Raw genomic sequence first — 25,111 nt, 5'->3', positions numbered from 1 at the left:
AAAATTTTAACACAAAATTAAAATAGCAACGAGGTAGGTAACACCAAAAATTCCAAAAAGTATATCTTTTTTCCTTAAATGGAAATGATGATATACAGGGAAGGTGCCATTAAAGCTCCTACATAACATGGCCTCATAAACTCTTTGGGAACGGTCATAGCTGCGCACAATAAGGCTTCCTACCAGATAAGCCATGGTACGGTAGGTAAATAAATTGGTACGGGGGACAAAACAACGCACCACCGCCGCATCTTTCAAACGCCAGAACTCTTTTTCAATCACATGTAAATAGCGAAAAGTAAAAAAAAGCAACTGAACAAGTTTTGAAGGTAAAAATAGATGATGAAGGGCGTGAGCCAGCTCAAAGATAGACGAAGTTGATAAAAGGGCCGTGGTGGTAAGAATAATTAAATTTGATTTAAAAAAAATTAGAAAGGCCAGACTGACTCCCTCTTTTGAAGCTGATAAAAACTTAATTTTAAAAACTTCTTCACCAGGGGTAGTAAATGGCAAAGTAATTAAAACAAAAACCAAGAATAAATTTACTAAACCTAACCTTTTTAAGTAATAAAAAAATGAAAGTCCACTTAATAATAAACAAATTAGTGAAAAAATAGAAGCTAAAACTAACAAACTAAAATTATAAGTTATAGCTACTATGATTGCATATAGTAATGCTAAAACAAATTTTACTCTTGGGTCACAACTTTTCAAAAAAGAATTTTCTTTCTTCATTTGCCACGTTTGCCACGGGCTTGAAACCATGCCCAGACCCCAAATAAGCCGAAAATATAACCTATGCCTCCCAAAATTTCTCCCAGAGAAGGCTTGTCGGCCTGGCGAGCAAGCTCTTGAATCATCTTTTTAAGGGGAGCCATTTCTTTGCGAACTTCTTCCCGTATAATTTTTCTAAACAGTTCTTCTGAAATGGAATTTGCCGCGGCAACTTCTGGTAAAACCTGAGAATTGGCTGGCTTGACTTTGGCTTGAGTAGTTTCAGCAGAAGCTATTTCGTTATTTTGGGAAAGTTTTAGTTTCATCTCGGCACGATGCCCCATTTCTGCCCAGGCCACGACTTTTACTTCTTTTAGACCTTTGGGAATGGGTAATTTAAAAATTCCCTCTTTATCTGTTTTTGTTTCAGCAAGAACCTTATCTCCTTTAACAGAATAAAGGGTAATTTTGGTATTTTTAGCGGGAGAGCCATCGTTAAAATAAACTTCTCCCTGAATGGTGTTACCTTCGGTGTAAGCAAAAATATTTATTTTATGGGCTATAGCCGGGCTATTAAGTAAGATCCAAAAGGCTATCACCCCAAAGACAAAAAAATGTTTCACTTCAAACCTCCTGACCAAAAATTTCTGGACGCACTTTTTTAAGGAAGCTCACTAAAAGCACGGTAACAATCCCTTCAATAATCATAACCGGAAGATGGGCCGCCAAAATGAGTTTAGCTGCCGCTTTAAAACTTTCCCCGGTAAAAGTAAGTTCAAAGGCTACCAGAATACCACTTAAAAGAATGGCCAGGGCTCCAGCCAAAAAAGCCCCAACTCCTGCTATCAAAGAGCGAGAAGACCTTACCAGCGGACCAAATAAATAATAAACCACTACTCCTGGAAAGGCCATGTTAAAGGTATTTACTCCCAGGGTAGTGAGCCCTCCGAATTGAAAAATAAGGGCCTGTAAAAATAGCCCTACCAGAAGGGCTGGAAAGGTGGCTAAGCCTAAAAGAATACCTACCAGCCCATTTAAAACCAGATGGACAGAACTTGGCCCTAAAGGCACGTGCACCAACGAAGCCACAAAAAAAGCCGCTGAAAGAAGGGCTATTTGTGGAACTTTTTCAACTGAAATCTTTTTCAAGCCAATAAATGTCCCAATACCAGTACCTAAGGCCCCGGCTATAAGTACCGGGGCCGAAAGTACCCCCTCAGAAATGTGCATTATTTAACTCCTTTGGGGAGAAGATAAGCCTTAATCCATATAACAGCGTCAAGTTCTACCGGATAAGTTTTACCATCTTTTTTAAGAATACCACCATCTCCCAAGGCAGAAAAACCCCACCAGCCAGCCCAGGGAACAGTGTAAGTGAAAACACCGTTTTCATCAGTTTTGATAACCTGGGTAACGAAAGGATCTTTTGGGGCATGAGCGCGGCCGTCTTTGTTGTAGTATTCCACTTCTACCTCAAGGTTTGGAGCTGGCTTACCATTGATAAGTACCAGTCCCTGAAAAGTGTTCCCTTCCCATAAACCGTAAGGTCTGGTGAGAGGAATTATCTCAGCTTTAAGGCCAACGGGAGAATCCCATCCTTCTTCAGCACCAAAAGCATTTACTACCACCTTGGTAATCTGAAGAATAAATTTTTCTTCAGAAGGTTCAAAATAGGGCTTTGGAACTACATAAAAAATGTGGTCTCCTGGACGACGGAGCTTATAAATAGCTTTCCAGGCTGTGGCTGTGCCCTTTTCTTTAGCTGCTTCAGGATGCCAGTTGGGATAAATGGGTAATTTTATTTTTTGCAGGGAATTTAAAAGGTCATATTTTTTCCCTTTCACAAATACTCCAAAGGCCTCTGGACGAACCATTTCCATGTTTGGACCACCTTCCATGGGATGGGTAAAATTTAAGAAAAGCTCTATCCGGCGCCCATCATTTACCGTTACAATATCATTTGAAGGAATAAGTAACTGGAAATGAGCCCAGGCCTTACAACTTAACCCTAAAAACAAAGCCAGTAACACCAACCAAAATTTTTTCATTTTATACCTCCTTAATGTTACGATATTAATATCAGTAACATCGAGTTATTAATAATTTTTAGATTTTATGTCAAGAAAATTTTGCCCGTTGTTTATCTATAGAGAGATTTTTATCAATCCTTCTTCAGTGGAAAATTTTTTCCCACAAGGGAAAATTTTTTCTTATCTAGAGTATCGGAATATATAATAGTTAAAAACAATGAACTAAAAATTGCTTTAATATCAATACATTTAGAAAAATTGGAGAAAAATAATAAATAGGCATTTTTATTGCATATTAAAAATCACCAAAAATTTTAGGGGGTAAATCATGAAAAAGTTAATTTTTGGCAGTTTGGTATTTCTTTTGTTGATGGTTTTAGCGGTTGGGGCCAGGGCCTACACCTGGACCTATAACACTACTTTTGACTTTGCATTAACAGGTTTTTCTGATCCTACAAATACTCCACCTACTCCAACTAATGGTCCTTTAACCCTTGAAATTTCCAACATCACAGGGCTTACCTTACCTAATCCACCAGCAGGTACTTATGATTGGTATTTAGAGATAGACAGCTTTTCTCTTGATTTTGGTTATGGCCATCAATTTGCTGATAATAACTTAGGAACTTCTTATATTGGCACCTGGGAAGCCCCTCTTTCCAGCAGTGGAAGCTTTAGTTTAGGTGATTTTTACGTATCTCAAATTGACATTACTTATGGTGGCTATTCTTTTAGTTTAGGAGATTACTTAGTACAAAACGCTATTTTCAGCTGGTATCTTTATGAAGATGATGCTGGCACAGACCTGGCTGAACCTGGAGACGAAATTAAAAAGATAATTTTAACCCTTACGGCTGATAACTTAGATTCCACTATTAATGCTGATATTACCACTATTGATAATATTCTTGGTGGAGCAAACGGTATTATAGACGGAACAGGAACGGCTGATTTCAAAGTTTCCGCTGTGCCTGAACCCAGCACAGTACTCCTCTTAAGTGCTGGTGGGCTCATCGCTTTAGGGGTTGCCCGTAAACGCCTTAACAAAAAGTAATCTAAAGTCAAAAAGGGGGTGAAGCTTCACCCCCTTTTTAAATTACTATAAGCTCAAAATCAAAACTGCTTCTCTTATCCCCCTGAGACTGCTTCGTCGCACTTGCGCGCTCCTCGCAGTGACAATATGGAAAAGGCTCCTCGCAGTGACAAAGTGTGCCAGTCATTGCGAGCTACGAAGTAGCGAAGCAATCTCTGTCCCTAGCGATACCGAAAGGATCTGAGGTCACCACGACACCTGTGAAGTCTTCTATCTTTTATAAAAAACTTGGCAAAAATTACTTATTATGGCTTAATATTTTTAAGCGCCTGTAGCTCAACCGGATAGAGCGTTGGACTTCGAATCCAAAGGCTGGAGGTTCGAGTCCTCCCAGGCGCGCCATCTTTTTTGGAGGGGTTTAATTAGTGAAAAATATTCTCATACTTATAATTTCTTTCCTGATCTTAAATCCTGCTTTTGTTAAGGCTGGTTTTTGGGAAAGCTTTCAAAAAATAATAAAAGAGAACACCAGTCCATCAAAAGAAGAAAGTTTAACAGAAACCGACCTAAATAAAGGTTTAAAAGAATTGCTTTTAGTGGCCTTAAAGCGAACAGTTGATAAAACCGGACAGGATGGAGGCTTTCTAAACAATGAACTTATTCGCATTCCACCTCCTGCCCCTTTGGATAAAGCCACCAATTTCATGAGAAAACTGGGCTTTGAAAAGCAGGCGGATGATTTTGAAATAAGCCTCAACCAGGCGGCAGAAAAGGCAGTCAAAGAAGCCTGGCCTATATTTTTAGAAACAGCTAAAAGTATAACCTTACAAGATGTTAAAAACCTTTTTAACGGCGGAGAACACGCTGTTACCAATTATTTCCGTGAAAAAACCTGGCCAAAGCTTTACCAAAAATTTTTACCAATTGTGAGGGAAAATTTAAATCGCATAGGTGTAACCCAAAAATACCAGCAGCTTATATCGTCTCCCACCATTAAAAGTTATCTTGGCTATTTAGACCAAAAAAATCTAGAATTGGATAAATATGTTACCGAAAAAAGTTTAGAAGGCCTTTTCACTGTATTGGCTCAGGAAGAAGAACGTATTCGTAAAGACCCTGCTGCTAGAACCACCGAGCTTTTAAAAAAATTATTCAAAAAAGCTACCCAGAACTAAATTTTTCCTTCCCTTACCAGACGAGCAAAGTGTTCAAAAGAACGGTCCCAGGTGCGCTCAGCCTCAGGTGGAAAACAGCACCCTGGAAGCTCACGCCTTGATAAATGATAACTCAAACACTCACAGCAAATACCTTTTTTGGAGCAGGGTTCGTAAGTACAATTACAACGAGCAAGATTTTTTTCTTTTTGACACTCCATAGCTACCTCCTAAATGTCTAACTCCCGGTATTCAAGAGCGTGAGTTTGAATAAACTCGCGCCTTGGTTCAACCTTTTCTCCCATTAGTGTATTAAATAATTCATCAGCCATAGAGGCGTCTGAAATATCTACCTGTAAAAGCCTTCTCGTCTCAGGGTTCATGGTGGTCTGCCAGAGTTGCTCGGGGTTCATTTCACCCAGGCCTTTATAACGTTGAATATGAATACCTTTTCGGCCTTCTTCTCTTATAAATTCAAGAAAATCGCGAAGCATTTCAAAGGTCTTCTCTTCACCTCTTGCCGTAACTTTTATAGGTTTACCAAGATAGTCCTTAAGAGACTCAAATTTTTTACGGGCCTTACGATATTCCTTAAAAACAGGAATCTCTGGGCTCACCGTAAAGAAAAGATAAGAAAATTCACGGGAAGAAACGTCAAATTCGTAAGCGTCGTCTCTAATACGGCTTAAACGAATATTACCTGTGCGAAAACCCTTATCTTTAAACAAAGAAGCGAGATTTTCTACAAATTCGCGATTTGAAAACTGGTCAGCCCGGCTAACGCCTGCGTTTAAAAGAACCATAGCTGCTTCTGGCCAGATTCCCTTGCGTGAAAGCTCCTGCAAGGCTTCTTCGAAAGCCGCCAGTTCTTTTAAAAACTTTTTAGCCTCAGACTGAGAAAAAACCTTGCCGTCTATTTCTATAACAATATTTTTAACCGCCCTTTCAAACAAATAAGCGTCAAGGTCCTGGTCGTCCTTTAGATAAGTTTCTTTTTTGCCCTCAACGATACGATAAAGTGGTGGCTGAGCAATATAGAGAAAACCTCTTTCCACCAGAGGTATCATCTGGCGATAAAAGAAGGTCAAAAGGAGTGTTCTTATGTGGGCGCCGTCAACATCAGCGTCAGTCATAATAATGATTTTGTGGTAACGGCATTTGTCAGGGTCAAAATCTTTGGGGCCGATACCCGTACCCAGAGCCGCTACCAGCTGGCGTATCTCTTCAGAAGAAATCATCTTGTCAAAACGAGCCTTTTCCACGTTTAAAATTTTACCCCTAAGTGGCAAAATAGCCTGGAAACGGCGATCTCGCCCTTGCTTGGCACTTCCTCCTGCTGAGTCTCCCTCAACGATAAAAAGCTCCCTTTCTTCAGGATTTTTTGACTGGCATTCAGCAAGCTTTCCCGCCATCATTACGTCTAAGGCCTGGCCTTTCTTGCGTACCAGCTCTCTGGCACGGCGAGCAGCCTCACGGGCCCTGGCTGCTTCCACAATCTTGGCCAGTATCTGGCGAATTTCTTTGGGGTGCTCTTCAAACCAGCGCGAAAGACCTTCAAAAACCACGGATTCTACCAGGGGCTTAATTTCACTGTTACCAAGTTTAGTCTTGGTCTGCCCTTCAAACTGGGGGTCAGGAATCCTAACTGAAATTACCGTGGTAAGACCTTCGCGAACATCATCTCCTTCTACCTTGATTTTAAGAGCCTTTGGCAGGTTATCATGGGTAGCAATATAACGATTTATGGCCTTGGTTAAAGCCGCCCTAAAACCAATAACGTGAGTACCGCCTTCTTTAGTGTTTATGTTGTTAACAAAAGAATAACAGATTTCGTTAAAACCCGTGTGATACTGAAGGGCAACCTCTATTTGGACCAGGTCTTTTTCGCCTGAAACATAAATAGGTTCTTTATTTATCACTTCACGACGACGGTTTAAATATTTAACAAACTCTATAATACCGCCTTTGTAGTGAAACTCCTGTTTAGCCCCGGTGCGTTCATCAATTAAAATAAACTTTACCCTGGGATTTAAGAAAGCGAGCTCTCTTAAGCGATTTTCTATAACTTCATAGTCAAATTCAAGTTCGCCGAAAATTTCAGGGTCTGGTTTAAAAGTTATAATGGTTCCGCTTTTATCTGTTTCCCCCACCACTTCAAGGGTAGTTACCGTAGCCCCTCTTTCATATTTCTGACGGTATATCTTTCCGTCACGATGGACTTCCGCTACCAACCATTCAGAAAGGGCATTTACCACCGAGACCCCTACTCCGTGTAGCCCTCCAGAGACTTTGTAAACACTATGGTCAAACTTACCGCCAGTATGAAGCTTGGTCATCACCACTTCAAGAGCGGGAATACCCTCTGTAGGGTGAATATCTATGGGGATACCACGGCCGTTATCTTCCACAGTAATGGAATTATCTTCGTGTATGATAACTTTTATCTCAGTACAAAAGCCGGCTAAGGCCTCGTCAACAGCGTTGTCCACCACCTCCCAGAGAAGGTGGTGAAACCCCTCTGGGCCAGTTGAACCAATATACATAGCTGGCCGCGTTCTTACCCCTTCCAGGCCTTCTAATACTTTTATTTGTGAAGCTTTATATTTATCTTCCATGGCTAAACACTCGACATGGGCATTACTAGGCAAAGAAAACCAAAATCTTCTGGGCCTTTTATGACACAGGGAGTGTCTTCATCTTTTAGATAAAATTCTACTTCCTCTGAATTCATAACATCAAGAGCCTCTATTAAATATTTAGCGTTAAAATTTAAGATATTTTCTTCACCTTCATAATTTATAGGTATTTTTTCGCGGGCCTCACCAAGATCTGGATGTTGAGAGACCAGTGTAAGATGACCTGGATTCAGGTGAAAAGCTACCGGACGATAGCGATCTGCAGAGATAATTGAAGTGCGTTTTAAGGCCTCAATTAATTTCTGGCGTGGCAAAATCAGTGGATTTTCTTGTAACTCAGGGATAACTGCTCGGTAATCAGGATACTGGCCATCAATTAGACGAGCGGTAAGCATCATATTAGGCATAGCCACGATGAGGTGATTATCCCGCAGGCCTAGCTGCAATAGGGGGATATCCTGGGCAATTTTCTTTATTTCCTGAGCAGCTTTTTTAGGAACTATAATTCCTGGATTAAGGTTAAGTTTTGAGAGATTTTCAATCTGGCGGTCTATCATTGCCAGACGGTGGCCATCAGTAGCTACCAGACGAAGAACTTCTTCCTCTGTGGGCTGTTCCATATAAATACCAGAAAGAATAAAACGTGTTTCTTCAGTGGCCACACAAAATATAGTTTTAGTAATCATTTCCGTTAACATGTCACTGGTTATTTCTATAAGGCTTGCGTCATCTGTTTCTGGAAGAGACGGAAAATCTTCTGCTGGAAGGCAGGCCAGACGAAAAAAGACATCGTCATCTCCTGGAGAAGTTATGTTTAGGAAATGGCCCTCTTCTTCAAGTATAAGTCTCTCGTGAGGGAAGTCTTTTACTATTTCATAAAATTTACGAGCAGGGATGGCTAATTCTCCTGAAGTTTCAACTTCAGCTTCAAGGTAGGATTTAAAACCCAGTTCAAGGTCAGTGGCCGAAATTTCGATACCGTTATCAAGCACTTTGAATAAAACTGTAGAAAGGATAGCCATGCTTGATTTACGGTCAGCTATTCCTTGAACTTTAGAAAGTACTTTTAAAAGGGGATCTTTTTCCACAATAAGCTTCATTTCTTACTCCTATATTAAGTTCTTTTTAAAAAATTTTGTTTATATAGTGGGTTTAAATTGTTAAAAAAAAGGTAAAAGCCAGGATTTTCTAATAATAGAAATTGTTGAAAACTTTGTTTAAATTTTGAGGTAAAATATTTCAACATAAATTTCAACACCTTTTTAACAGGTCTTTAAACAAATCTTCATGATTATGACGAAAATGAAAAAATCTAAAATTCTGCTTCATATTTGTTGTGGCCCCTGCACTCTTTATCCGTTAAAAAAACTCCGCGAAGAAGGTTTTGATGTAACAGGTTATTTTTTTAACCCTAATATACACCCTTATCAGGAATTTCGCAGAAGGATTCGGGCTTTAAAAGAGGTATCAGAAATTAAAAATTTACCCGTGATTTATGATACCAATTACGGCCTCAGGGATTTTCTTAAGGCCGTTATTTATCGGGAACATAAGCGCTGTGAGATATGTTATTTGATAAGGCTTGAACAGGTGGTAAAAAAAGCCATTGAAGAAAAGGCTTTAGCCTTTACTACTACGCTCCTTTACAGCCGTTATCAGGCCCACGAGTTAATAAGAGATATAGCTGAAGACCTTTCTTTTCGCCATAAAATTCCCTTTTTATATCGCGATTTTAGAGCTGGCTGGGAAGAAGGGCAGGAAGAAGCTAAAAAGCTTGACATCTACCGCCAGCCTTATTGTGGTTGTATATTTAGTGAACAGGAACGCTATGACAAAAAATTTCGTAAGAAAATGAGGAGGGTTAAAAATGAACCCTTTTGAAGATTTAGGAAAAATTATAGTGTTAGTAGGCCTTTTTATGGTCTTTATTGGCGGGATAATGATTGTTGGAAGTAAAATACCTTTTCTTGGTAAGCTTCCCGGTGATATTTTGATTAAAAGAGATAATTTTACTTTCTATTTTCCTTTAGGAACATGTATTCTCTTAAGTATTCTTTTAACCCTTATATTTTCGTTAATATTTCGTAAGTGATTAAGAACCTTCAAGCTCTTCTAAAGTCATAAGTTTTTCTTCAGCCTTTAAGGCCCAGCGAGATTCAGGAGCAAGCTCTAAAATAGAACGCCATATCTTTTTGGCCTTTTCCAACTGATTTAAACGCAAATAGACTATTCCCAGGTAATATCGTGAGGCCATATCCTGGCGGTTAAAGCGTATAGCCCGGCGGAAATCAAGCTTTGCTTTTTCAAGTAAATCTTCTTCCAGGGCTATTAACCCCCTGTAAAAATAAGCCACTGAATATCTGGGGTTATAATTAAGGGCCTTGTTTAAGTAAAAAATAGCCTTATCTTTATCTCCCAATTTGTAATAAGCCCAGGCAAGATTGGTATAAGCTATGAAAGGTTTCGGATAGAAAGGATCTTTTAATGCTTTTTCAAAATAAGAAATGGCTTTTTGTATATCATTTTTAACTAAATAAAGTGATCCTAAATTATTAAGAACTTCTGGAGAGTTTGGAGATATTTCCAAAGCCTTTTTAAAGTATTTTTCGGCTTCATCGTATTGGCCTTTATCCATGTATATAAGGCCAATTAGGTTGTAAATATTATGGTCTTTTGGATAGACTTTTTGGGCTGAAAAGGCTTCCTTTAAGGCTTCAGCTAAACGCCCTTCGTGATAATAAATGTAGGCTCTTTCTAAATGAACATTGGCTCTTTCTTGATAAAAAGTAGAAGGCGGTTCAGCACTTTGACAAGCCACCAAACCTAATAAAAAAAATAATAAATAAAGCTTAGAAAATTTCATTTTTTAAACTATTTTAAAGCCCAAAGTAATTTTTTTTAAATAACCTTATTCAAGGCGTATTCAATTATTCCCTGAGCCCCTGCTTCTAAAAGTTTAGGAATAAGTTCCCTCACTATATCCTCAGAGACCACTGTTTCCACGGCAAACCAGTCACTTTGATAAAGCGGTGAAATAGTAGGGGCGTTTAAACTGGGAAGTATTTCAACTATTTTTTTGAGATTTTCTTCGGCTACGTTCATTTTGAGGCCCACCAGCCGATGAGCCCTCAAAGCCCCTTTGAGCATGACAGCCAGCTGTTCCATCTTTTTCTTTTTCCAGGGGTCTTTCCATGACTCGTGATTAGCAATGAACTGGGGAGTACTTTGCATTAGTTCGTGAATAATTTTTAGCCCGTGAGCCCTGATAGTGCTTCCAGTTTCTGTAACCTCTACAATGGCGTCAGCCAGTCCCTGCACCACTTTGGCTTCCGTGGCACCCCAAGAAAACTCTACTGTTACGTTTATACCCTTTTCGGCAAAATAGCGTTTAGTGAAATTAACAAGCTCCGTGGCAATCTTTTTGCCCTCAAGGTCTTCAAGTTTTTTTATCTCAGAATCTGCAGGCACCGCCAGCACCCATCTCGCCGGCCTCTTACTTACTTTGGAGTAAATAAGTTCTGTGATGGTGTGAACATCAGAATTATTTTCAAGTATCCAGTCTTTTCCGGTTATACCGCAATCAAGGATACCTTCTTCCACATAACGGCTCATCTCTTGAGCACGGCATATGGCACATTCAATTTCCGGGTCGTCTATATCAGGAAAATAATTGCGGTGATGGACATTTATACGCCAGCCAGATTTTTCAAAAAGTTCTATAGTAGCTTTCTCCAGACTCCCTTTAGGAATGCCAAGTTTAAGCTTTCTTTCCATAAACCACCTCTGGATCAAATATTTTTTTGCCGATAATTTTTAACTCATTATTTTCTAATCGGCGATAAAAACAGGAACGATAACCTTTATGACAGGCAGCACCACCTAACTGTTCCACTTTAATTAAAACCGTATCAAGGTCACAGTCTAAAAGAATTTCTTTTACCAGCTGCACGTGGCCGGAAGATTCTCCCTTTAGCCATATTTTATTACGACTGCGGCTGTAATAATGGACTTTGCCGGTTTCTAAAGTTTTTTCCCAGGCCTCATCGTTCATGTAAGCCAGCATTAAAACTTCGCCGGTTTTATAATCCTGAGCAATAACAGGGATAAGTCCACCAGCCTTTTTAAAATCAGGTCTTACCATCTTTCCTCCTTGTAAAGGCCTTTTAATATAACGGCGGTGAGTGAACTATAAAGAGCTTTAACGGTTTTTGCCCTATATTTTTTACCCCGTGCTCTTCTTTAGCTGGTACGAATACATAGTCACCAGCTGTTACCTTTTGCCAGCTACCGTTCATATAAATTTCAGCCTCTCCCTCAAGCACGAGAATAGAATCAATTTGGGGGTCGTGGATGTGTACAGGAATTTCCACTCCAGGTTCAATAAGTAAATAACAAACACTTATACGGTCTGTCTTGCTTTTGTCTATCATGGGGAACCATTTCACCCCGTTAAATTTAGGATGATTTTCAAACTTTATTTCTTGGGCTGGGAAAAAGTAAATCATGTTTTATTACCTCCTCTTTGCGTTATAAACGAAGTATATAAAAATGAAATGTCATTTTAACAACGGAGGAATTATGAAAATTTATGGCATTATTCCCGCAAGGTACGGCTCAACCAGATTGCCTGGCAAACCGCTGGCCTTGATAGCCGGTCGTCCTATGATTGTCCATGTTTATGAAAGAGCTAGAAAGAGTAAAATTTTGGAAAAAGTTATAGTGGCTACTGACGACGAAAGGATTAAAAAAACCGTGAAAGAAGCTGGTGGTGAGGCGATTCTCACTGCTAAAAATCATACTTGTGGCACCGAGAGGATTGCTGAGGCAGCAGATATTTTGCGTCTTTCTCCCGACGACATCATTGTAAACATTCAAGCTGATCAACCCCTTCTTGAACCAGCAGTTATAGAAGAACTGGTAAAGCCTCTTCTTTTGAATACGGACCTTCCTATGGCTACGGTGGCTGTACCTATTGAACGCGAAGAAGAAAAACACGACCCTAACCGTGTCAAAGTAGTCCTTAACAGAAAGGGACAGGCTATTTATTTCTCGCGTTCATTGATTCCCTTTTATCGTCCACCTGGTCCAAGCCCGACTTACCTGCGCCACATAGGCCTTTATGCTTACCGAAAAGAATTTCTTGATACCTTTGTGCGTTTAAAGCCTGGAGAGCTTGAACAGGCAGAAAAATTGGAACAATTACGGGTTTTAGAATATGGCTATCCTATAGCTGTTTCTATTACTAAATATGATTGTCCAGAAGTGGATACTCCTGAAGATTTAGAAAAGATAGAAAAATTATTAGCTAAATAGCAAAATAGAAACTTTTTCAGAACATTTTAATTGACTGTCTCACTGGTTCCTGAGACTGCTTCGCCTGTCCCGGTCTCCTCGCAGTGAGAATAGGGAATATACTATTCATAGTGAAAAAAATGAGCTGTCATTACAGAACTTTACTTTGTCATTGTAAGCCTTTTTTATGCTGTGTCATTGCGAGCCCCGCCAGGGGTGAAGCAATCCTTGTCGCAAGGCTGTGGCTATCTTAGAATTTTGCAAAGGTCTTCAAAATAAAAAAGGCCCCAAACGGGGCCTCGTTTAGTCACTTATTAAGAAAAATTATTATTATTCTTCTACTACCGTAACATTAGCCGCCTGTTCTCCTTTGGGGCCCTGAGTAATCTCAAATTCAACTGTCTGGCCTTCCTGGAGAGTTTTAAAACCATTCATCTGGATGGCAGAAAAGTGAACAAATACATCTCCACCATCATCTCTAGAAATAAAACCATAGCCCTTCTTTTCATCAAACCATTTTACCTTACCTTTAACCATGTTACTAAAATCCTCCTAAATAATTTAATACTTAAAGAGCATTATACTTATGCCAAAATAAAAGTAAAGAAAAAAATAAAATAATTTTCAAATTTTTTGTAAAAGTATTTGCTGAATATAGAAAAATTTTGGCAAAATTAGAGGCAGGCAAAAACAAATCAGGAGGTTAAAATGGCTTATATAAAAGACTTGGGAGAAATATATTTGGCTAAAAATTACAAACGTTTTCCTGTAGCTTTTGTAAAGGGAAAAGGGTCTCGTCTATACGATGAAGAAGGAAACGAATATTTAGACTTTTGCGCTGGCATAGCTGTCTGTGCTCTGGGGCATGCCCATCCAGAGCTTTCTCAGGCCATTTGTGAGCAAGCCCAAAAATTAATACACGTGTCCAACCTCTACTGGACAGAGCCTCAGGCAAGGCTTGCCCAAAAGCTTTGTGAAAACTCTTTTGCCGAGAGAGTTTTTTTTGCCAATAGTGGAGCCGAAGTGGTAGAGGCGGCCTTGAAACTGGCCAGGCGTTATGCCTGGAAAAATTTTGGCCCGGAAAAATATGAAATAATAGCCCTAGAGAATTCTTTCCATGGTCGTACTTACGGCGCCCTTTCCGCCACCGGTCAGCCGGTTTACTGGGAAGGTTTTAAGCCGCTTGTCCCTGGGTTTAAACACGTGCCACCAAATGATATTTCCGCTCTTGAGAAAGCCTTTTCTGAAAATACCTGCGCCATAATTTTTGAACCCATTATCGGCGAGGGAGGGGTTATCCCGCTTACCGAAGAATTTATTAAGGCTTCACGCGAATTAGCGAATAAATATAACGCCTTACTAATCTTTGACGAAATTCAAACTGGTATCGGCCGCACGGGGAAGTTTTTTGCCTACGAATGGACAGGTGTAAAACCTGATATTATGTGCTTGGCAAAAGGCCTGGCCGGCGGAATGCCCCTTGGGGCTCTTCTTGCTACTGAAGAAGTTATGGCTGCCTTTGAACCTGGCACCCATGCCTCCACCTTTGGCGGAAACCCTGTTAGTTGTGCCGCAGCCCTGGTGGTTCTTGATAAAATCCTTGAAGAAGGTTTTCTGGAAGAGGTAGTTTTAAAAGGTAAGGCCCTGCGCCAAAAGCTACTAAATCTTGCTGATAAATATAGCCACTTGGTATCTGAAGTCAGAGGTAAAGGCCTTATGCAGGCTTTAGAACTAAAAGTTTCCGCTAATCCTATTGGCGAATTGCTTTTTTACGAAAAGCGTATTTTAATAACCGTGATAAAAGACCGAGTTTTACGCTTTACTCCACCCCTTATTATTGCTTACCGTGAAATAGACGCCCTGGCCGAAGCCCTGGATGAAGCTTTAGCCAGTATTGCCAAATGATTAATTTATAATTATTCTTAACTTAAAAATTTTTAAAAGGAGGCGGTTATGTTTACGGAAAAAATGGAAAAGGCCTTTAACGAACAGATAAAGTGGGAGCTTTATTCAGCCTATCTTTATCTTTCAATGGCAGCTTATTTTGACAGCCTTAATTTGCCAGGATTTTCTAAATGGATGAAAGCCCAGGCCGTGGAAGAAACTATGCATGCCATGAAGTTTTATAATTTTATTAACGAGCGCGGTGGCAAGGTGGAACTCCAGAGCATAGACAAACCGCCTACAGATTGGGAATCCCCATTGGCGGTTATGGAATACGCTTTAAATCACGAGAAAGAAGTTACCCGTCGCATTAATAATCTGATGGAACTGGCCCAGCAGGAAAAAGACCACGCTTCTCAGATTTTTCTCCAGTGGTTTATTACTGAGCAGGTGGAAGAGGAGGATTCCTTTGGAAGTATTGTGGCTCAGATGCGCCTGGTCAAAGATTCACCTGAGGCCCTTTTTATGATTGACCGGGAGCTTTCCAGCCGAAACCTTGATTTTACTGGTCTTACCCAGGAAGTGCAGTAAAGCTTGACCAGCCCCTGGCCTTTTGGTATCCCTTTTTAAGCCAGGGGCTTTATTATGGACTTCTCAAAAAAACACATACTTGACATTGCTTCTCTTGCGCCTGAAGAAATAAATTTTATTCTTGACACTGCTGAAGCCCTAAAAGAAGTACTATCGCGTCCCATTCCCAAAGTTCCCACTCTTAGAGGAAAATTAGTGGCCCATCTTTTTTTTGAGCCCAGCACACGCACGCGTCTTTCTTTTGAGAAAGCAGCTAAAGTTCTTTCGGCAGATGTTTTTAACTTTACTGCCCGTATGAGCAGTGTGGAAAAAGGGGAATCTTTGATAGACACAGTGCTTAATATCCAGGCCATGGGGGCAGATCTCTTTGTCATTAGGCATCCCAACGCCGGAGCCCCCCATCTTATTGCTGAACACGTAAAAACCAGGGTAATAAACGCCGGTGACGGCTTTAATGCCCATCCCACCCAGGCCCTTTTAGATCTTCTTACAGTGAGAGAAAAGAAAGGGTCCTTTAAAGGGTTAAAAGTGGCCATAATCGGAGACATTCGCCATAGCCGGGTAGCGCATTCTGGCATTTGTGCTTTCTGTAAAATGGGAGCAGAGGTCTTTGTAAGCGGGCCAGCCACCATGCTTCCGCCAGAACGAGAAGCCCTGGGAGCAAGAGTTTGTTATCACCTGGAAGAGGCCTTAAAAGACGCCGACGTTGTTATGGCCCTGCGCGTGCAAAAAGAACGCCACGGAAGGGCCCTTTTCCCTTCAGTAAGAGAATATGCCCGCCATTTTGGCCTAAATACTGAACGTTTAGCCCTGGCCAAAGATGATTGTATTCTCATGCATCCCGGCCCTATTAACTGGGGAGTTGAGCTTCACCCAGAACTTGAAAAAGACCCGCGAAACGTCATCCTTGAGCAGGTAACAAACGGCGTGGCTGTGCGCATGGCTTTATTAGTGCTCCTTCTTGGAGGTGGAGCGTGAAGATTCTTTTAAAAGGCGGCCGTATAGTAGATCCTTCCCAAAAGCTTGATTTAATCGGCGATATTTTAATTTCCAGCCAAAAAATAGAGGCTATTTCGCCCAACATTTCTGCTGAAGACGCAAAGATTATAGATTGTCAGGGTTTAGTGGTTTGCCCGGGTTTTATAGACATGCATGTTCATTTACGCGAGCCAGGCGAAGAATGGAAAGAAACCATTGAAACTGGTACTAAAGCCGCGGTGGCCGGGGGTTTTACCGCGGTGGCCTGTATGCCCAACACTAAACCTCCCAATGACAACGCCGAGGTTACACGCTTTATCCTTAAAAAGGCTGAAGAAGCAGGGCGTGCTCGCGTTTATCCCGTGGCCTGTATTACCAAAGGTCAAAAGGGAGAAAGCTTAACAGAGTTCGGAGAGCTCAAAGAAGCAGGGGCGGCAGCCCTCTCTGATGACGGCTTTCCTGTTTCAGACGCTTACCTTATGAGACTTGCGCTGGAGTACGCTAAAAATTTTGACTTACCTATTATTTCACACGCTGAAGAACTGTCCCTCTCTAAAGGTGGCCATGTAAACGAGGGTCTGGCTTCTTCTAAGCTTGGCCTTAAAGGTGTTCCCGCTGAAGGAGAGGCCATCGCTATTTTTCGCGAAGTCATGCTGTCCAAGCTTACGGGAACGCCAATCCATATTGCCCATGTGTCAACCAGAGAAGGGGTAGAGATTATTCGTCGCGCCAAAGAGGAAGGGATACCCGTTACTGCTGAAACGGCGCCGCATTATTTTTCTCTAACAGAAGAGGCCACCTTTGGTTACAATACCAACGCCAAGGTTAATCCACCTTTAAGAAGTGAGCTTGATCGCGAGGCTATAAAAGAGGCCCTGGCTGATGGCACCCTGGACGCCATTGCCACCGATCATGCCCCTCATAGTCCCCTTGAAAAACTCTGTGAGTTTGAAAAGGCAGCCTGTGGGCTAATAGGCCTTGAAACAGCTCTGCCTTTGGGTTTGCGTCTGGTAAAGGAAAAAGTTATTTCCCTTTCCCGCCTGGTAGAGCTTATGTCCTGTAACCCGGCCAGGATATTAGGGATTGATGGAGGCACTTTAAAACCGGGTCACACAGCAGATATTACCGTCTTTGATCCTGAAAAAATCTGGGTGGTTGATGAAAAAGCCCTTCATTCAAAGAGTAAGAATTCGCCCTTCCTGGGGTGGGAAATGAAAGGCCAGGCCGTGTTAACTATAATCTCAGGAAAAATAGTTTTTTCCCGCCTTTAGTTAAATCTTTGCCTTTCCCTAAATAAGCCCTATCTTTGTAGTGGGAGGTGGGGAAATGGGCAAAGTCTTCGTTGATAAAATTCTTACCAATAAAGTTTATGTCTTCCGTGACAGGGAAGAAGCCGGCTCAGTGCTGGCGGAAATGCTTAAACCATATCAAAAGGCAAAAGATGCTATAGTCCTTGCTATTCCAGCAGGAGGCGTTCCAGTAGGCCTAACTATCGCCAAAAAACTAGGCCTTCCCTTTGACTTAATCATTGTTCGCAAAATTCATTTTCCAGATAACCCGGAAGCAGGTTTTGGAGCTATAACCTCAGAGGGAGATATCCTTATAAACGAAGAACTGGTAGCTTATGCTGGACTATCCCCGGAAGAAATAGAAGCTCAAATTGTTATAGAAAAGAAAGATTTAGCTAAACGGGAAGCTCTATTCAGGCAGGGCAAACCTTTTCCTGTGCTTTTAGATAAACAGGTTATTCTGGTAGATGACGGCCTGGCCTCAGGCTACACCATGATGGCTGCTATAAAACAAGTTGTCCGCCACAAGCCTTCAAAGATTATTGTGGCTGTGCCCACCGCCTCTGAAAAGGCCATTCAAAAAATCGCTCCTTTAGCTGATGAGCTTTACTGTGCCAACCTGCGAGGAGGAGCTTTCTTTGCGGTGGCAGATGCTTATCAAAACTGGTATGACTTATCTCCAGAAGAAGTTATAAGCCTGCTCAAAAAGGCTGGCTACTTTAACACGGAGGGCTAAAATGGAACAGCCGGTTTTTGACCACCGCAAACTAACCCTTGATGATGTTTTTGAATTCGCCTGTTATCCGGGGATATCTTGCTTTAATCTCTGCTGTTATGATGTAACTTTGGTTTTAAGTCCCTACGATTTTTTGCGTTTAAGAAAGGCTCTGGGGCTTTCTTCAAGAGAATTTATAGACCGCTATGCTGACTTTTATCTGGGTGACCTCACCCAGCTCCCTGTAATCTCTGTAAGGATGAAAACGCAAGATTTTGCCTGCCCTTTTTTGCGAGAAGAAGGGTGTTCTGTCTATGCAGACCGTCCTGCTTCCTGTCGCACGTATCCACTGGCGCGTTTTACCGGACGTGACGAAGAAGGTAAGCCCTTTGAAATTTATCGTATAATAAGAGAGACCCATTGCAAAGGTCACTTTGAAAAGCGCCCTATAACCGTAAGAGATTGGATAAAAGAACAGGGCCTTGAGCCTTACTACGAATTTAATGACCTTTTCAGCGAAATAGTTTTTGCCCGCCAACACATGGATAGACCTCTTTCTGCTGATGAACTGGATATGATTTATACAGCCTGTTATGGCCTGGAGACTTTAAAGGAATATCTAACCACAGAAGAAGTTTTCAAACAGTTTTTCTCTACGGAAGAGATAAAAGAAGCCCTTGAAGACGATGAAAAACTTTTGCGTCTTGGTTTAGACTTTTTGCGTAAAACTATTTTTAAAGACTATTTATCTTCGTAAAGTTTATGCGACTATTTAATTGCGTTATATTTTAAGGAGATTTTTGCAAAAGTTAAAAGACATAGGTTGAGATTGTTTCGGCTGCTGGTGTAGCCTCACAATAACAAGGAAAGTTGGTTCACAATGATAAAAAAAGAATTACTATCATTAGCCATCTATATTTGGTCACTGCGAGCTCGTATGGGCGAAGCAGTCTCTTTAAAATAAACACTTTTAGGAGGTATGAACAGCCGAGTGAAAAAAGAAGCCTTAGCCCCCAAGAAGCCTGTTTTAAAACCTGAAGACCTTGCCCGCCTTATGGCCCAGTTAGCCCTGGATAGAAAAATCCATGACTTAGTAATTTTAGACGTAAGGGGCCTTTCTTCTTATGCAGATTTTATTTTAGTAGCAAGCGCTCGCTCAGCGCGGCATGTGCAAGGGGTAGCTGACTACTTGGAAGAAGAATTATACAAACAACATATTACTCCCTTGGGCATTGAAGGGACTACTGAGGGCCAGTGGGTGCTTATGGATTACGGAGACGTGGTTTTTCATCTGTTTTTTGAACCAGTAAGGGAGTTTTATGATATAGAAGGTCTCTGGATGGATGCCGCCCGGATTAAACCAGAAGATTGGGGCCTGGTTATACCAGAAACTACGGAAGAGAAAAATGAAAGCGAATAAGTTATTACTCATAATTCTTGATGGCTGGGGTTATCGTGAAGAAATTGAAGGTAACGCTATTCGCCTGGCAGGCACACCCAACCTTGATGCCTTAAAAGAAACATATCCCTTTACCTTGCTTAAATGTTCGGGAGAAGCCGTTGGCCTTCCTGAAGGCCAGATGGGTAACTCTGAAGTGGGTCACCTTAACATCGGGGCAGGAAGAATAGTTTATCAAGATTTAACCCGTATAAATATGGCCATTAAAGACGGTTCTTTTTTTGAAAATCCGGTTTTAAAAGAGGCCTTTGCCAGGGCTCGTGAAACAGGGGGGAAGGTCCACCTTTTGGGTTTGGTTTCAGACGGAGGTGTCCATAGCAGCCTTGAACATCTGTTTGCACTCCTTGAGCTGGCCAAACGGGAAGGCCTTTGCGATAGGGTATTTTTGCACGCTTTCACCGACGGGCGAGATACCCCTCCCCAGAGTGCCATAGAATATATGGCCCGGGTAAAACAAAAGATGGAAGAACTTGGTTGCGGAGAAATTGCCTCTGTTAGTGGCCGCTTCTACGCTATGGACAGAGATAAACGCTGGGAGCGGGTGGCTAAGGCTTACCAGGCACTGGTTTTGGGAGAAGGCCTTAAGGCCTCTGATGCACTGGAGGCGGTAAAAGAGGCCTATAACCGTGGTGAAACAGATGAATTCATCACCCCCACGGTGATAATAAAAGATAATAAGCCTCTGGCTTTAATAGATGACGGCGATGTGGTCATATTCTTCAATTTCAGGGCTGATAGAGCCCGTGAGCTAACCCGGGCTCTTACAGACCCAAAATTTAACGAGTTTGACCGTCAAAAGTGGCCTAAACTTGCCTATTACGTTTGTATGACTTTATACGACGAGACTTTTGATTTGCCGGTAGCTTTTCCCCCAGAGCATTTGGTCAACATCTGGGGCGAAGTGATAAGCAAAGCAGGTCTTTACCAGTTTCGCACCGCTGAGACTGAAAAATATGCCCATGTTACTTATTTTTTTAATGGCGGTGAGGAAAAACCTTTTCCTAAAGAAGAGCGAAAACTCATTCCTTCACCGCGAGACATTGCCACCTATGACCAGAAGCCTGAAATGAGCGCTTATGAAGTAACCGAAGAGGTTATCAGAAGAATCAAAAGCAATAAGTATTCTTTCATCGTGATGAATTACGCCAATGGTGATATGGTAGGCCATACAGGAGTGCTTGAAGCCGCTATCAAGGCGGTGAAAGTAGTTGACGAGTGCGTGGGAAAGGTTCTTAAAGCCTGGCGAGAGGTTACAGGCGGTGCCCCTGCCATTGTTACGGCAGATCACGGTAATTGTGAAATGATGATTGACCCTGAAACAGGTGGCCCTTTTACCGCTCATACCGGTAATCCGGTACCATTTTATCTGGTTGATGATAAAATGAAAAATAAGAAGCTTTTAGAAGGAGGAATTCTGGCTGATATTGCCCCAACGGGTTTGTACCTGATGGGGCTTGAAATACCTAAAGAGATGACAGGCAAAATACTATTTGAAACTTAAGACCTTAAAAAAAATCTTAAAAGTTTTATTTGTATATGACCCTGAGGCCCGTCTTGACCTCTTTGAACTTTTTCCGCGCTTAAAAAGCTTCTTCAGTAATCGTCGCAACTTCGCTATTCTTAGAACTTTTGGTGATATAGTTTTTACTATTCTGATTCTTATGGGCTTATTTGGGCCTCAAGACCCATCCAGAAACATCATGTTATTTATTTCCTGGGGAGTTTGGTGGACGTCAATTGTTCTTTCCTGGTTCTTTGTAGGGCGTATGTGGTGTGGAGTCTGCCCCTTTCCTGGTATAGGGCGAATTTTTCAAAAACTGGGGCTATACCGGAAAAAGCTCCCTCTACAAACCTTTTCTAAATATTGTGCCTACGGTGCTACTATTCTTTTGGCCTTGATTTTATGGGTGGAAGCCGTTACTCACATGAAATACTCGCCTTTTCTTACCTCTTTACTCCTTATTTCTATTTTGTTGGGCGCTACTGTTTTTGCCATTCTTTACAAAGGTCAGGCCTGGTGCCGCCACTTTTGCCCTATGGGAAAAATTATCGGTGCGGCAGCTACCATGTCTATCCTTGAGTTTCGCCCGCTTCTTGAAAAGTGCCGCGGCTGTAAAGACTTTCCCTGTAAAAGGGGAAAAGGAAATATTCCAGGTTGTCCAGTGTATCTTGGGGCTTATGCCGTTAAAAATAATTTGCTTTGCTTAGTTTGTGGCCACTGTGTTCCTCTTTGTGATAGAGATTCTCCACGGCTTTTTTTGCGTCACCCGTTAAAAGAACTGATTATCAATAAGGGAAGGTATCTTACTTGTGCTTATATTATTCCCTTTTTAATGGCTTCCCAGCTTTCTCGTTTTATTCAGGAAAAAACTGTCTGGTATCAATCTTTTAAGGCTTCTCTGGCAAACTCTGAGGCTATAGCTTTTACCATTATTTTGGGATTATGGTTTATATTTTTTGTTGGAATTATTCGTTTGGGAGCAAAGCTTTTTACTTTTTTTGAAGACGAGCTTTTTGGAAAGTTTTCGCCTATGGTGCCAGTCCTGGTGCCTATGGCCTTTACCGGAGAGCTTACCTATCGCCTTGATTATTTTTTGCATGAAGTTGGTAATTTTTTCCCGGTTCTGGGGAGACAATTCGGTTTAGAATTAGAGCATCTGGGATTTGTTGTTCCTGAATGGCTAATAATTCTGACGTTAAAGACTCTTATTATTGTGGGAGGTATAGGAGCTTTTTACGTGGCCTGGATTTTTTATTCTCAAGAATTTGAAGGGATAGTGCCTAAAATAAATTTCTTTGGTATTGTTGGTTTAATCGTAATGATATCAACTCTTTATTTTGTTTTTTGCTAGGGAGAAAGATGTCAGAAGAACTCAAATATGGAGAAAAAGCTATTCTTGAAGCTGAGCTTGAGCCCTGGCCCAATCCTTACCCGGACAGGGATTACCTTATTGAAATAACTTTTCCAGAGTTTACCTGCCTTTGCCCACGTTCGGGATATCCTGACTTTGCCACCATAAAACTTAGCTATATTCCCGATCAAAAAATCGTAGAGCTAAAGTCACTAAAACTCTGGTTGAATAAGTTTCGCAACCGCTATATTTCGCATGAGGCAGCCACTAACGAAATATTTGACGCCCTCTGGAAGACTTTAGAGCCACGCTACCTGAAAGTGATAGGGGATTTTCATCCTCGTGGTAATGTTCACACCGTTATTACCGTAGAACGTCGCAAAAATGAAAACACCTAGAGGCCAGAAGGCCTCCAGGTGAGTTTTACTGCCCTAAAAGTTTAAAAATCTCTTTTACGGCTTTTTCCTTGACTTTTTCCTTTACTTTTTCTTCTACCTCTTTGAGAGAAACCTTTGGTTTTTCTAAAGTGCCAGCGATAGATAAAGGCACCTCATAGCCTTTTTGGGTTCTAAAAAGAGAAGCACCAGGGAAGTTTTTGGCAAAAAGAGAGGCATATTTCCCACTAAAAAGAAGACGAGGTATTAAGTCTAGCCGGCCATCAAGGCCAACGCGGCCTGTTAAATTAAGAAGCAGACCTTCACGGGAAAACTTACCTTTAACGTTTACCCAGCCGTTAGCAACGGCGTAATTAAGTTTACCCTGGTCAAATTTTAAGGCTTTAAGCTCTTCTATCCTTAAAACCTGGGCTACCAGAGAGGTAATATTGTTTTCTTTTAAACCCAATTGCATAAACCGGGCGTTGCCCTGACCAGTAAGAGTTTTTTTAACAGCCTCGGCTTCTATTCCCAGGGCTGAAAAAGCTCCTTCAGTCCAGACCTTTCCACTGGCAAAATAATCACTTTTGCTAAAAAAGCTCTGGGCAAGGGTTGGCAAGTCGGCACCAGCGAGAGAATAGGCAAATTTGATTTTAGGTGTATCAGAAAGATTGGTAACATTGCCGTTTACTTGAGCCAAGGCCCCTGCCAGGAAAAAGCTAAAGTTTTTTAGGTCAAGGCGCTCTTTGTTTAAAACTATTTCTGCCCTGGCGTCTTTAGCGCAAACCTGATAGCAAACTTCCTCGGCCTTAAAACGAATTTTTCCAGTAATAGGTAGGACTAAAGAGGCCTTTTTCTTTTGGGAAACTCTTTTCTCCTCTGGTTGAGAAGGTTTCTCAGGAGCTTCTTTTTCTCCCTCAGGGATTAAGGCCTTCAAATTTAATTTTTGAGCTGAGATTAAAAGGTCTGCCCGGGGTAAGGCTTCTTTTAAAGAAACCTTTCCATTAATAGAGAATTTTTCTCCATTTACGGTGAGATTAATTTTGGGAAGAACCTCTTCCACAGAAGCTTTTATTTCTCCTTCTGCCACTATCGTATAAGGCTTTTGATATATTTTTAGAGGTTTCGGGTAAACCGAGCTTTCTACTATGGGTTTTGAAATGGTGCCAGCAAGCGTTATTTCTACATCAAAACCTCCGTCTAAAGCAGGAATTTCTGCTTCGGGAAAAAGATATGGCTTAAGGACTTTAGCCAGGTTTTCGCCTTCCTTAAAACTTGCCTGGGAAAGCCTTATAAGGCCTTTGATTTTTTCTTCATTGAGGACTATTTCACCCAGAACTTTGCCCTTAAGAATTTTTCCACCGACAAGTTTTATCTGATTTTCTTTTCCCCTGACCAGGGCGTTAAAGCGTAAATCTTCAACCAGAGGATATTTATCAACCTTTACGTTTAGTTGGCCGTCTCCGGTGAAAACAAGGGATGTTCCCTCTAATTTAAGCCCGCCGTTTAAAGAAAAAGTGCCTTCAGCAGGAGGTAGCTCTTTTTTCTGGTCAACGAATTTTATTTTGGCAGCTTCTATTTTTATACTTTGAAAAATAAGGGCAAGTTTAGCAGGTTCTTTTTGGGCTGGGGGAGTTTCTTGCGTGGGCGCAGTTTCTTCGGGAGCGAAATACTTGGTTAAATTAATTGAACCATCTTTTTCTCGGATGACGAAAATATAAGGCCTTATGAAGGCCACTTCAGAGACAACGAGTTTTCCCTTTAAAAGGGGGCTAAGTTTAAGGCTTAAGCGTAATTCATCTGCCGAGATTACATCTTTTTTAACTACAGGGTCTAAAAATTTTACCTGGTTTACCTTAACCCCAAAAAGACCGGCCCTTTTAATATCGCCGATAGAAACCTTAAGACCGGTGGCCTCTTCAAGTGGAGGAACTATAAAGGCTTTGATCCTTTCTGGAGTCAGATACCGGCTGGCAACAAAATAAAGAACAATTGTTACGACGATAACTACAACTAAAATAGCTCCTAAAATTTTGGTGATTTTGCCCATTTCCATCCCTCTCTTTTTCTTTTTTGTGTTGATTTTAACCAAGATTAAAATGTTTTCTAC

28 protein-coding genes and 1 tRNA gene are annotated in these 25,111 nt (G+C 41.2%); 16 read left to right on the top strand and 13 right to left on the bottom strand.

The genetic code is table 11. The features are described from left to right. Positions 1-6: 6 nt before the first annotated feature. The 4 genes from cbiQ to TH606_RS00210 are packed head-to-tail and all read right to left on the bottom strand — an operon-like array spanning position 7 to position 2,762. A complete protein-coding gene (cbiQ, locus tag TH606_RS00225) occupies positions 7-735 on the bottom strand; it encodes a cobalt ECF transporter T component CbiQ (protein ID WP_068540393.1) in 729 nt (242 codons plus the stop codon). Beyond that, positions 732-1,337 carry a hypothetical protein gene (locus tag TH606_RS00220; RefSeq protein ID WP_068540391.1) on the bottom strand — a complete coding sequence of 202 codons (606 nt, stop codon included), beginning with the start codon at positions 1,335-1,337 and terminating at the stop codon, positions 732-734. Before TH606_RS00220 ends, cbiQ begins: the two co-directional genes overlap by 4 nt. A gap of 1 nt (position 1,338) precedes the next feature. After that, on the bottom strand, positions 1,339-1,944 hold the full coding sequence (gene cbiM, locus TH606_RS00215; protein ID WP_068540389.1) for a cobalt transporter CbiM: 606 nt from the start codon (positions 1,942-1,944) through the stop codon (positions 1,339-1,341). Then, the gene (locus tag TH606_RS00210) at positions 1,944-2,762 is read right to left on the bottom strand and encodes a DUF4198 domain-containing protein (RefSeq protein WP_068540387.1); all 819 of its coding nucleotides are present in this window, start codon (positions 2,760-2,762) and stop codon (positions 1,944-1,946) included. The genes cbiM and TH606_RS00210 overlap by 1 nt, the downstream gene beginning before the upstream one ends. Positions 2,763-3,072: 310 nt before the next feature. On the opposite strand from TH606_RS00210, the gene TH606_RS00205 reads away from it, so the two are divergent. The 3 genes from TH606_RS00205 to TH606_RS00195 all read left to right on the top strand — a co-directional run bounded on the left by TH606_RS00205 (position 3,073) and on the right by TH606_RS00195 (position 4,952). Beyond that, on the top strand, positions 3,073-3,798 hold the full coding sequence (locus TH606_RS00205; protein WP_068540385.1) for a PEP-CTERM sorting domain-containing protein: 726 nt from the start codon (positions 3,073-3,075) through the stop codon (positions 3,796-3,798). Positions 3,799-4,102: 304 nt separating this feature from the next. After that, a tRNA-Arg gene (locus tag TH606_RS00200) sits at positions 4,103-4,179 on the top strand. A gap of 23 nt (positions 4,180-4,202) precedes the next feature. After that, positions 4,203-4,952, top strand: a complete 750-nt coding sequence (locus tag TH606_RS00195) for a DUF4197 domain-containing protein (RefSeq protein WP_068540383.1) — start codon at positions 4,203-4,205, stop codon at positions 4,950-4,952. On the opposite strand, the gene TH606_RS00190 is transcribed toward TH606_RS00195, so the two are convergent. Genes TH606_RS00190 through dnaN form a run of 3 tightly spaced genes read right to left on the bottom strand, consistent with a single transcriptional unit; the run spans position 4,949 to position 8,667 of the window. Continuing rightward, positions 4,949-5,152, bottom strand: coding sequence for a DUF6485 family protein (locus TH606_RS00190; RefSeq protein ID WP_068540381.1), 204 nt, complete (start codon positions 5,150-5,152; stop codon positions 4,949-4,951). The two genes, TH606_RS00195 and TH606_RS00190, sit on opposite strands and share 4 nt — an antisense overlap. Positions 5,153-5,161: 9 nt before the next feature. Next, positions 5,162-7,546 (bottom strand): DNA topoisomerase (ATP-hydrolyzing) subunit B, encoded by a 2,385-nt coding sequence (gyrB, locus tag TH606_RS00185; RefSeq protein WP_068540380.1) that lies wholly within the window; start codon positions 7,544-7,546, stop codon positions 5,162-5,164. A gap of 2 nt (positions 7,547-7,548) precedes the next feature. Continuing rightward, positions 7,549-8,667 (bottom strand): DNA polymerase III subunit beta, encoded by a 1,119-nt coding sequence (dnaN, locus tag TH606_RS00180; protein ID WP_068540378.1) that lies wholly within the window; start codon positions 8,665-8,667, stop codon positions 7,549-7,551. A 202-nt stretch (positions 8,668-8,869) separates the two neighbouring features. Here dnaN and TH606_RS00175 point away from each other — a divergent pair, with 202 nt between their 5' ends. Both TH606_RS00175 and TH606_RS00170 read left to right on the top strand, forming a co-directional pair. Next, the gene (locus tag TH606_RS00175) at positions 8,870-9,448 is read left to right on the top strand and encodes an epoxyqueuosine reductase QueH (RefSeq protein WP_068540376.1); all 579 of its coding nucleotides are present in this window, start codon (positions 8,870-8,872) and stop codon (positions 9,446-9,448) included. Next, positions 9,435-9,659: a DUF2905 domain-containing protein gene (locus TH606_RS00170; protein WP_068540374.1), complete on the top strand. Its 225-nt coding sequence runs from the start codon at positions 9,435-9,437 to the stop codon at positions 9,657-9,659. Before TH606_RS00175 ends, TH606_RS00170 begins: the two co-directional genes overlap by 14 nt. Here the strand turns inward: TH606_RS00170 and TH606_RS00165 are convergent, their stop codons facing one another. Genes TH606_RS00165 through TH606_RS00150 form a run of 4 tightly spaced genes read right to left on the bottom strand, consistent with a single transcriptional unit; the run spans position 9,660 to position 12,072 of the window. Next, a complete protein-coding gene (locus tag TH606_RS00165) occupies positions 9,660-10,430 on the bottom strand; it encodes a tetratricopeptide repeat protein (protein WP_068540372.1) in 771 nt (256 codons plus the stop codon). 35 nt (positions 10,431-10,465) lie between these two features. Then, positions 10,466-11,341: an ATP phosphoribosyltransferase gene (hisG, locus tag TH606_RS00160; RefSeq protein WP_068540371.1), complete on the bottom strand. Its 876-nt coding sequence runs from the start codon at positions 11,339-11,341 to the stop codon at positions 10,466-10,468. After that, complete coding sequence (gene hisI / locus TH606_RS00155) at positions 11,325-11,708, bottom strand: phosphoribosyl-AMP cyclohydrolase (RefSeq protein ID WP_068540370.1); 384 nt, start codon at positions 11,706-11,708, stop codon at positions 11,325-11,327. Before hisI ends, hisG begins: the two co-directional genes overlap by 17 nt. Before the next feature lie 22 nt (positions 11,709-11,730). Beyond that, on the bottom strand, positions 11,731-12,072 hold the full coding sequence (locus tag TH606_RS00150) for a cupin domain-containing protein (protein WP_068540369.1): 342 nt from the start codon (positions 12,070-12,072) through the stop codon (positions 11,731-11,733). A gap of 73 nt (positions 12,073-12,145) precedes the next feature. On the opposite strand from TH606_RS00150, the gene kdsB reads away from it, so the two are divergent. Next, positions 12,146-12,880: a 3-deoxy-manno-octulosonate cytidylyltransferase gene (gene kdsB / locus TH606_RS00145; RefSeq protein ID WP_068540368.1), complete on the top strand. Its 735-nt coding sequence runs from the start codon at positions 12,146-12,148 to the stop codon at positions 12,878-12,880. Between the two features lie 309 nt (positions 12,881-13,189). Here kdsB and TH606_RS00140 read toward each other — a convergent pair whose 3' ends face one another. Next, positions 13,190-13,396 carry a cold-shock protein gene (locus TH606_RS00140; protein WP_013907609.1) on the bottom strand — a complete coding sequence of 69 codons (207 nt, stop codon included), beginning with the start codon at positions 13,394-13,396 and terminating at the stop codon, positions 13,190-13,192. A gap of 171 nt (positions 13,397-13,567) precedes the next feature. Between TH606_RS00140 and TH606_RS00135 the strand changes: the two genes are divergently transcribed. The 10 genes from TH606_RS00135 to queF all read left to right on the top strand — a co-directional run bounded on the left by TH606_RS00135 (position 13,568) and on the right by queF (position 23,025). Further along, complete coding sequence (locus TH606_RS00135) at positions 13,568-14,764, top strand: aspartate aminotransferase family protein (RefSeq protein ID WP_068540367.1); 1,197 nt, start codon at positions 13,568-13,570, stop codon at positions 14,762-14,764. 48 nt (positions 14,765-14,812) lie between these two features. Continuing rightward, positions 14,813-15,334 (top strand): ferritin, encoded by a 522-nt coding sequence (locus TH606_RS00130; protein ID WP_068540366.1) that lies wholly within the window; start codon positions 14,813-14,815, stop codon positions 15,332-15,334. A gap of 54 nt (positions 15,335-15,388) precedes the next feature. Next, the gene (locus tag TH606_RS00125; RefSeq protein ID WP_068540365.1) at positions 15,389-16,312 is read left to right on the top strand and encodes an aspartate carbamoyltransferase catalytic subunit; all 924 of its coding nucleotides are present in this window, start codon (positions 15,389-15,391) and stop codon (positions 16,310-16,312) included. Beyond that, a complete protein-coding gene (locus TH606_RS00120; RefSeq protein WP_068540364.1) occupies positions 16,309-17,583 on the top strand; it encodes a dihydroorotase in 1,275 nt (424 codons plus the stop codon). The genes TH606_RS00125 and TH606_RS00120 overlap by 4 nt, the downstream gene beginning before the upstream one ends. A 55-nt stretch (positions 17,584-17,638) precedes the next feature. Then, positions 17,639-18,337, top strand: coding sequence for a phosphoribosyltransferase (locus tag TH606_RS00115; RefSeq protein WP_068540363.1), 699 nt, complete (start codon positions 17,639-17,641; stop codon positions 18,335-18,337). Between the two features lies 1 nt (position 18,338). Beyond that, positions 18,339-19,073 carry a YkgJ family cysteine cluster protein gene (locus tag TH606_RS00110; protein ID WP_068540362.1) on the top strand — a complete coding sequence of 245 codons (735 nt, stop codon included), beginning with the start codon at positions 18,339-18,341 and terminating at the stop codon, positions 19,071-19,073. Between the two features lie 234 nt (positions 19,074-19,307). Then, positions 19,308-19,736, top strand: coding sequence for a ribosome silencing factor (gene rsfS / locus TH606_RS00105; protein ID WP_231887711.1), 429 nt, complete (start codon positions 19,308-19,310; stop codon positions 19,734-19,736). Further along, positions 19,723-21,276, top strand: a complete 1,554-nt coding sequence (gene gpmI / locus TH606_RS00100) for a 2,3-bisphosphoglycerate-independent phosphoglycerate mutase (RefSeq protein ID WP_068540358.1) — start codon at positions 19,723-19,725, stop codon at positions 21,274-21,276. The genes rsfS and gpmI overlap by 14 nt, the downstream gene beginning before the upstream one ends. Continuing rightward, positions 21,266-22,627 (top strand): 4Fe-4S binding protein, encoded by a 1,362-nt coding sequence (locus TH606_RS00095; RefSeq protein ID WP_197460469.1) that lies wholly within the window; start codon positions 21,266-21,268, stop codon positions 22,625-22,627. Before gpmI ends, TH606_RS00095 begins: the two co-directional genes overlap by 11 nt. Before the next feature lie 8 nt (positions 22,628-22,635). Beyond that, complete coding sequence (gene queF / locus TH606_RS00090) at positions 22,636-23,025, top strand: preQ(1) synthase (RefSeq protein ID WP_068540356.1); 390 nt, start codon at positions 22,636-22,638, stop codon at positions 23,023-23,025. Between the two features lie 25 nt (positions 23,026-23,050). On the opposite strand, the gene TH606_RS00085 is transcribed toward queF, so the two are convergent. After that, positions 23,051-25,051, bottom strand: a complete 2,001-nt coding sequence (locus TH606_RS00085; protein WP_068540355.1) for an AsmA family protein — start codon at positions 25,049-25,051, stop codon at positions 23,051-23,053. Between the last annotated feature and the right edge of the window lie 60 nt (positions 25,052-25,111).

It is taken from the genome of Thermodesulfatator autotrophicus, from assembly GCF_001642325.1.
GTDB classification, from domain to species: domain Bacteria; phylum Desulfobacterota; class Thermodesulfobacteria; order Thermodesulfobacteriales; family Thermodesulfatatoraceae; genus Thermodesulfatator; species Thermodesulfatator autotrophicus.
The sequence above is the reverse complement of the archived record's forward strand: the minus strand, read 5'-3'. Positions and strand labels throughout refer to the sequence as shown.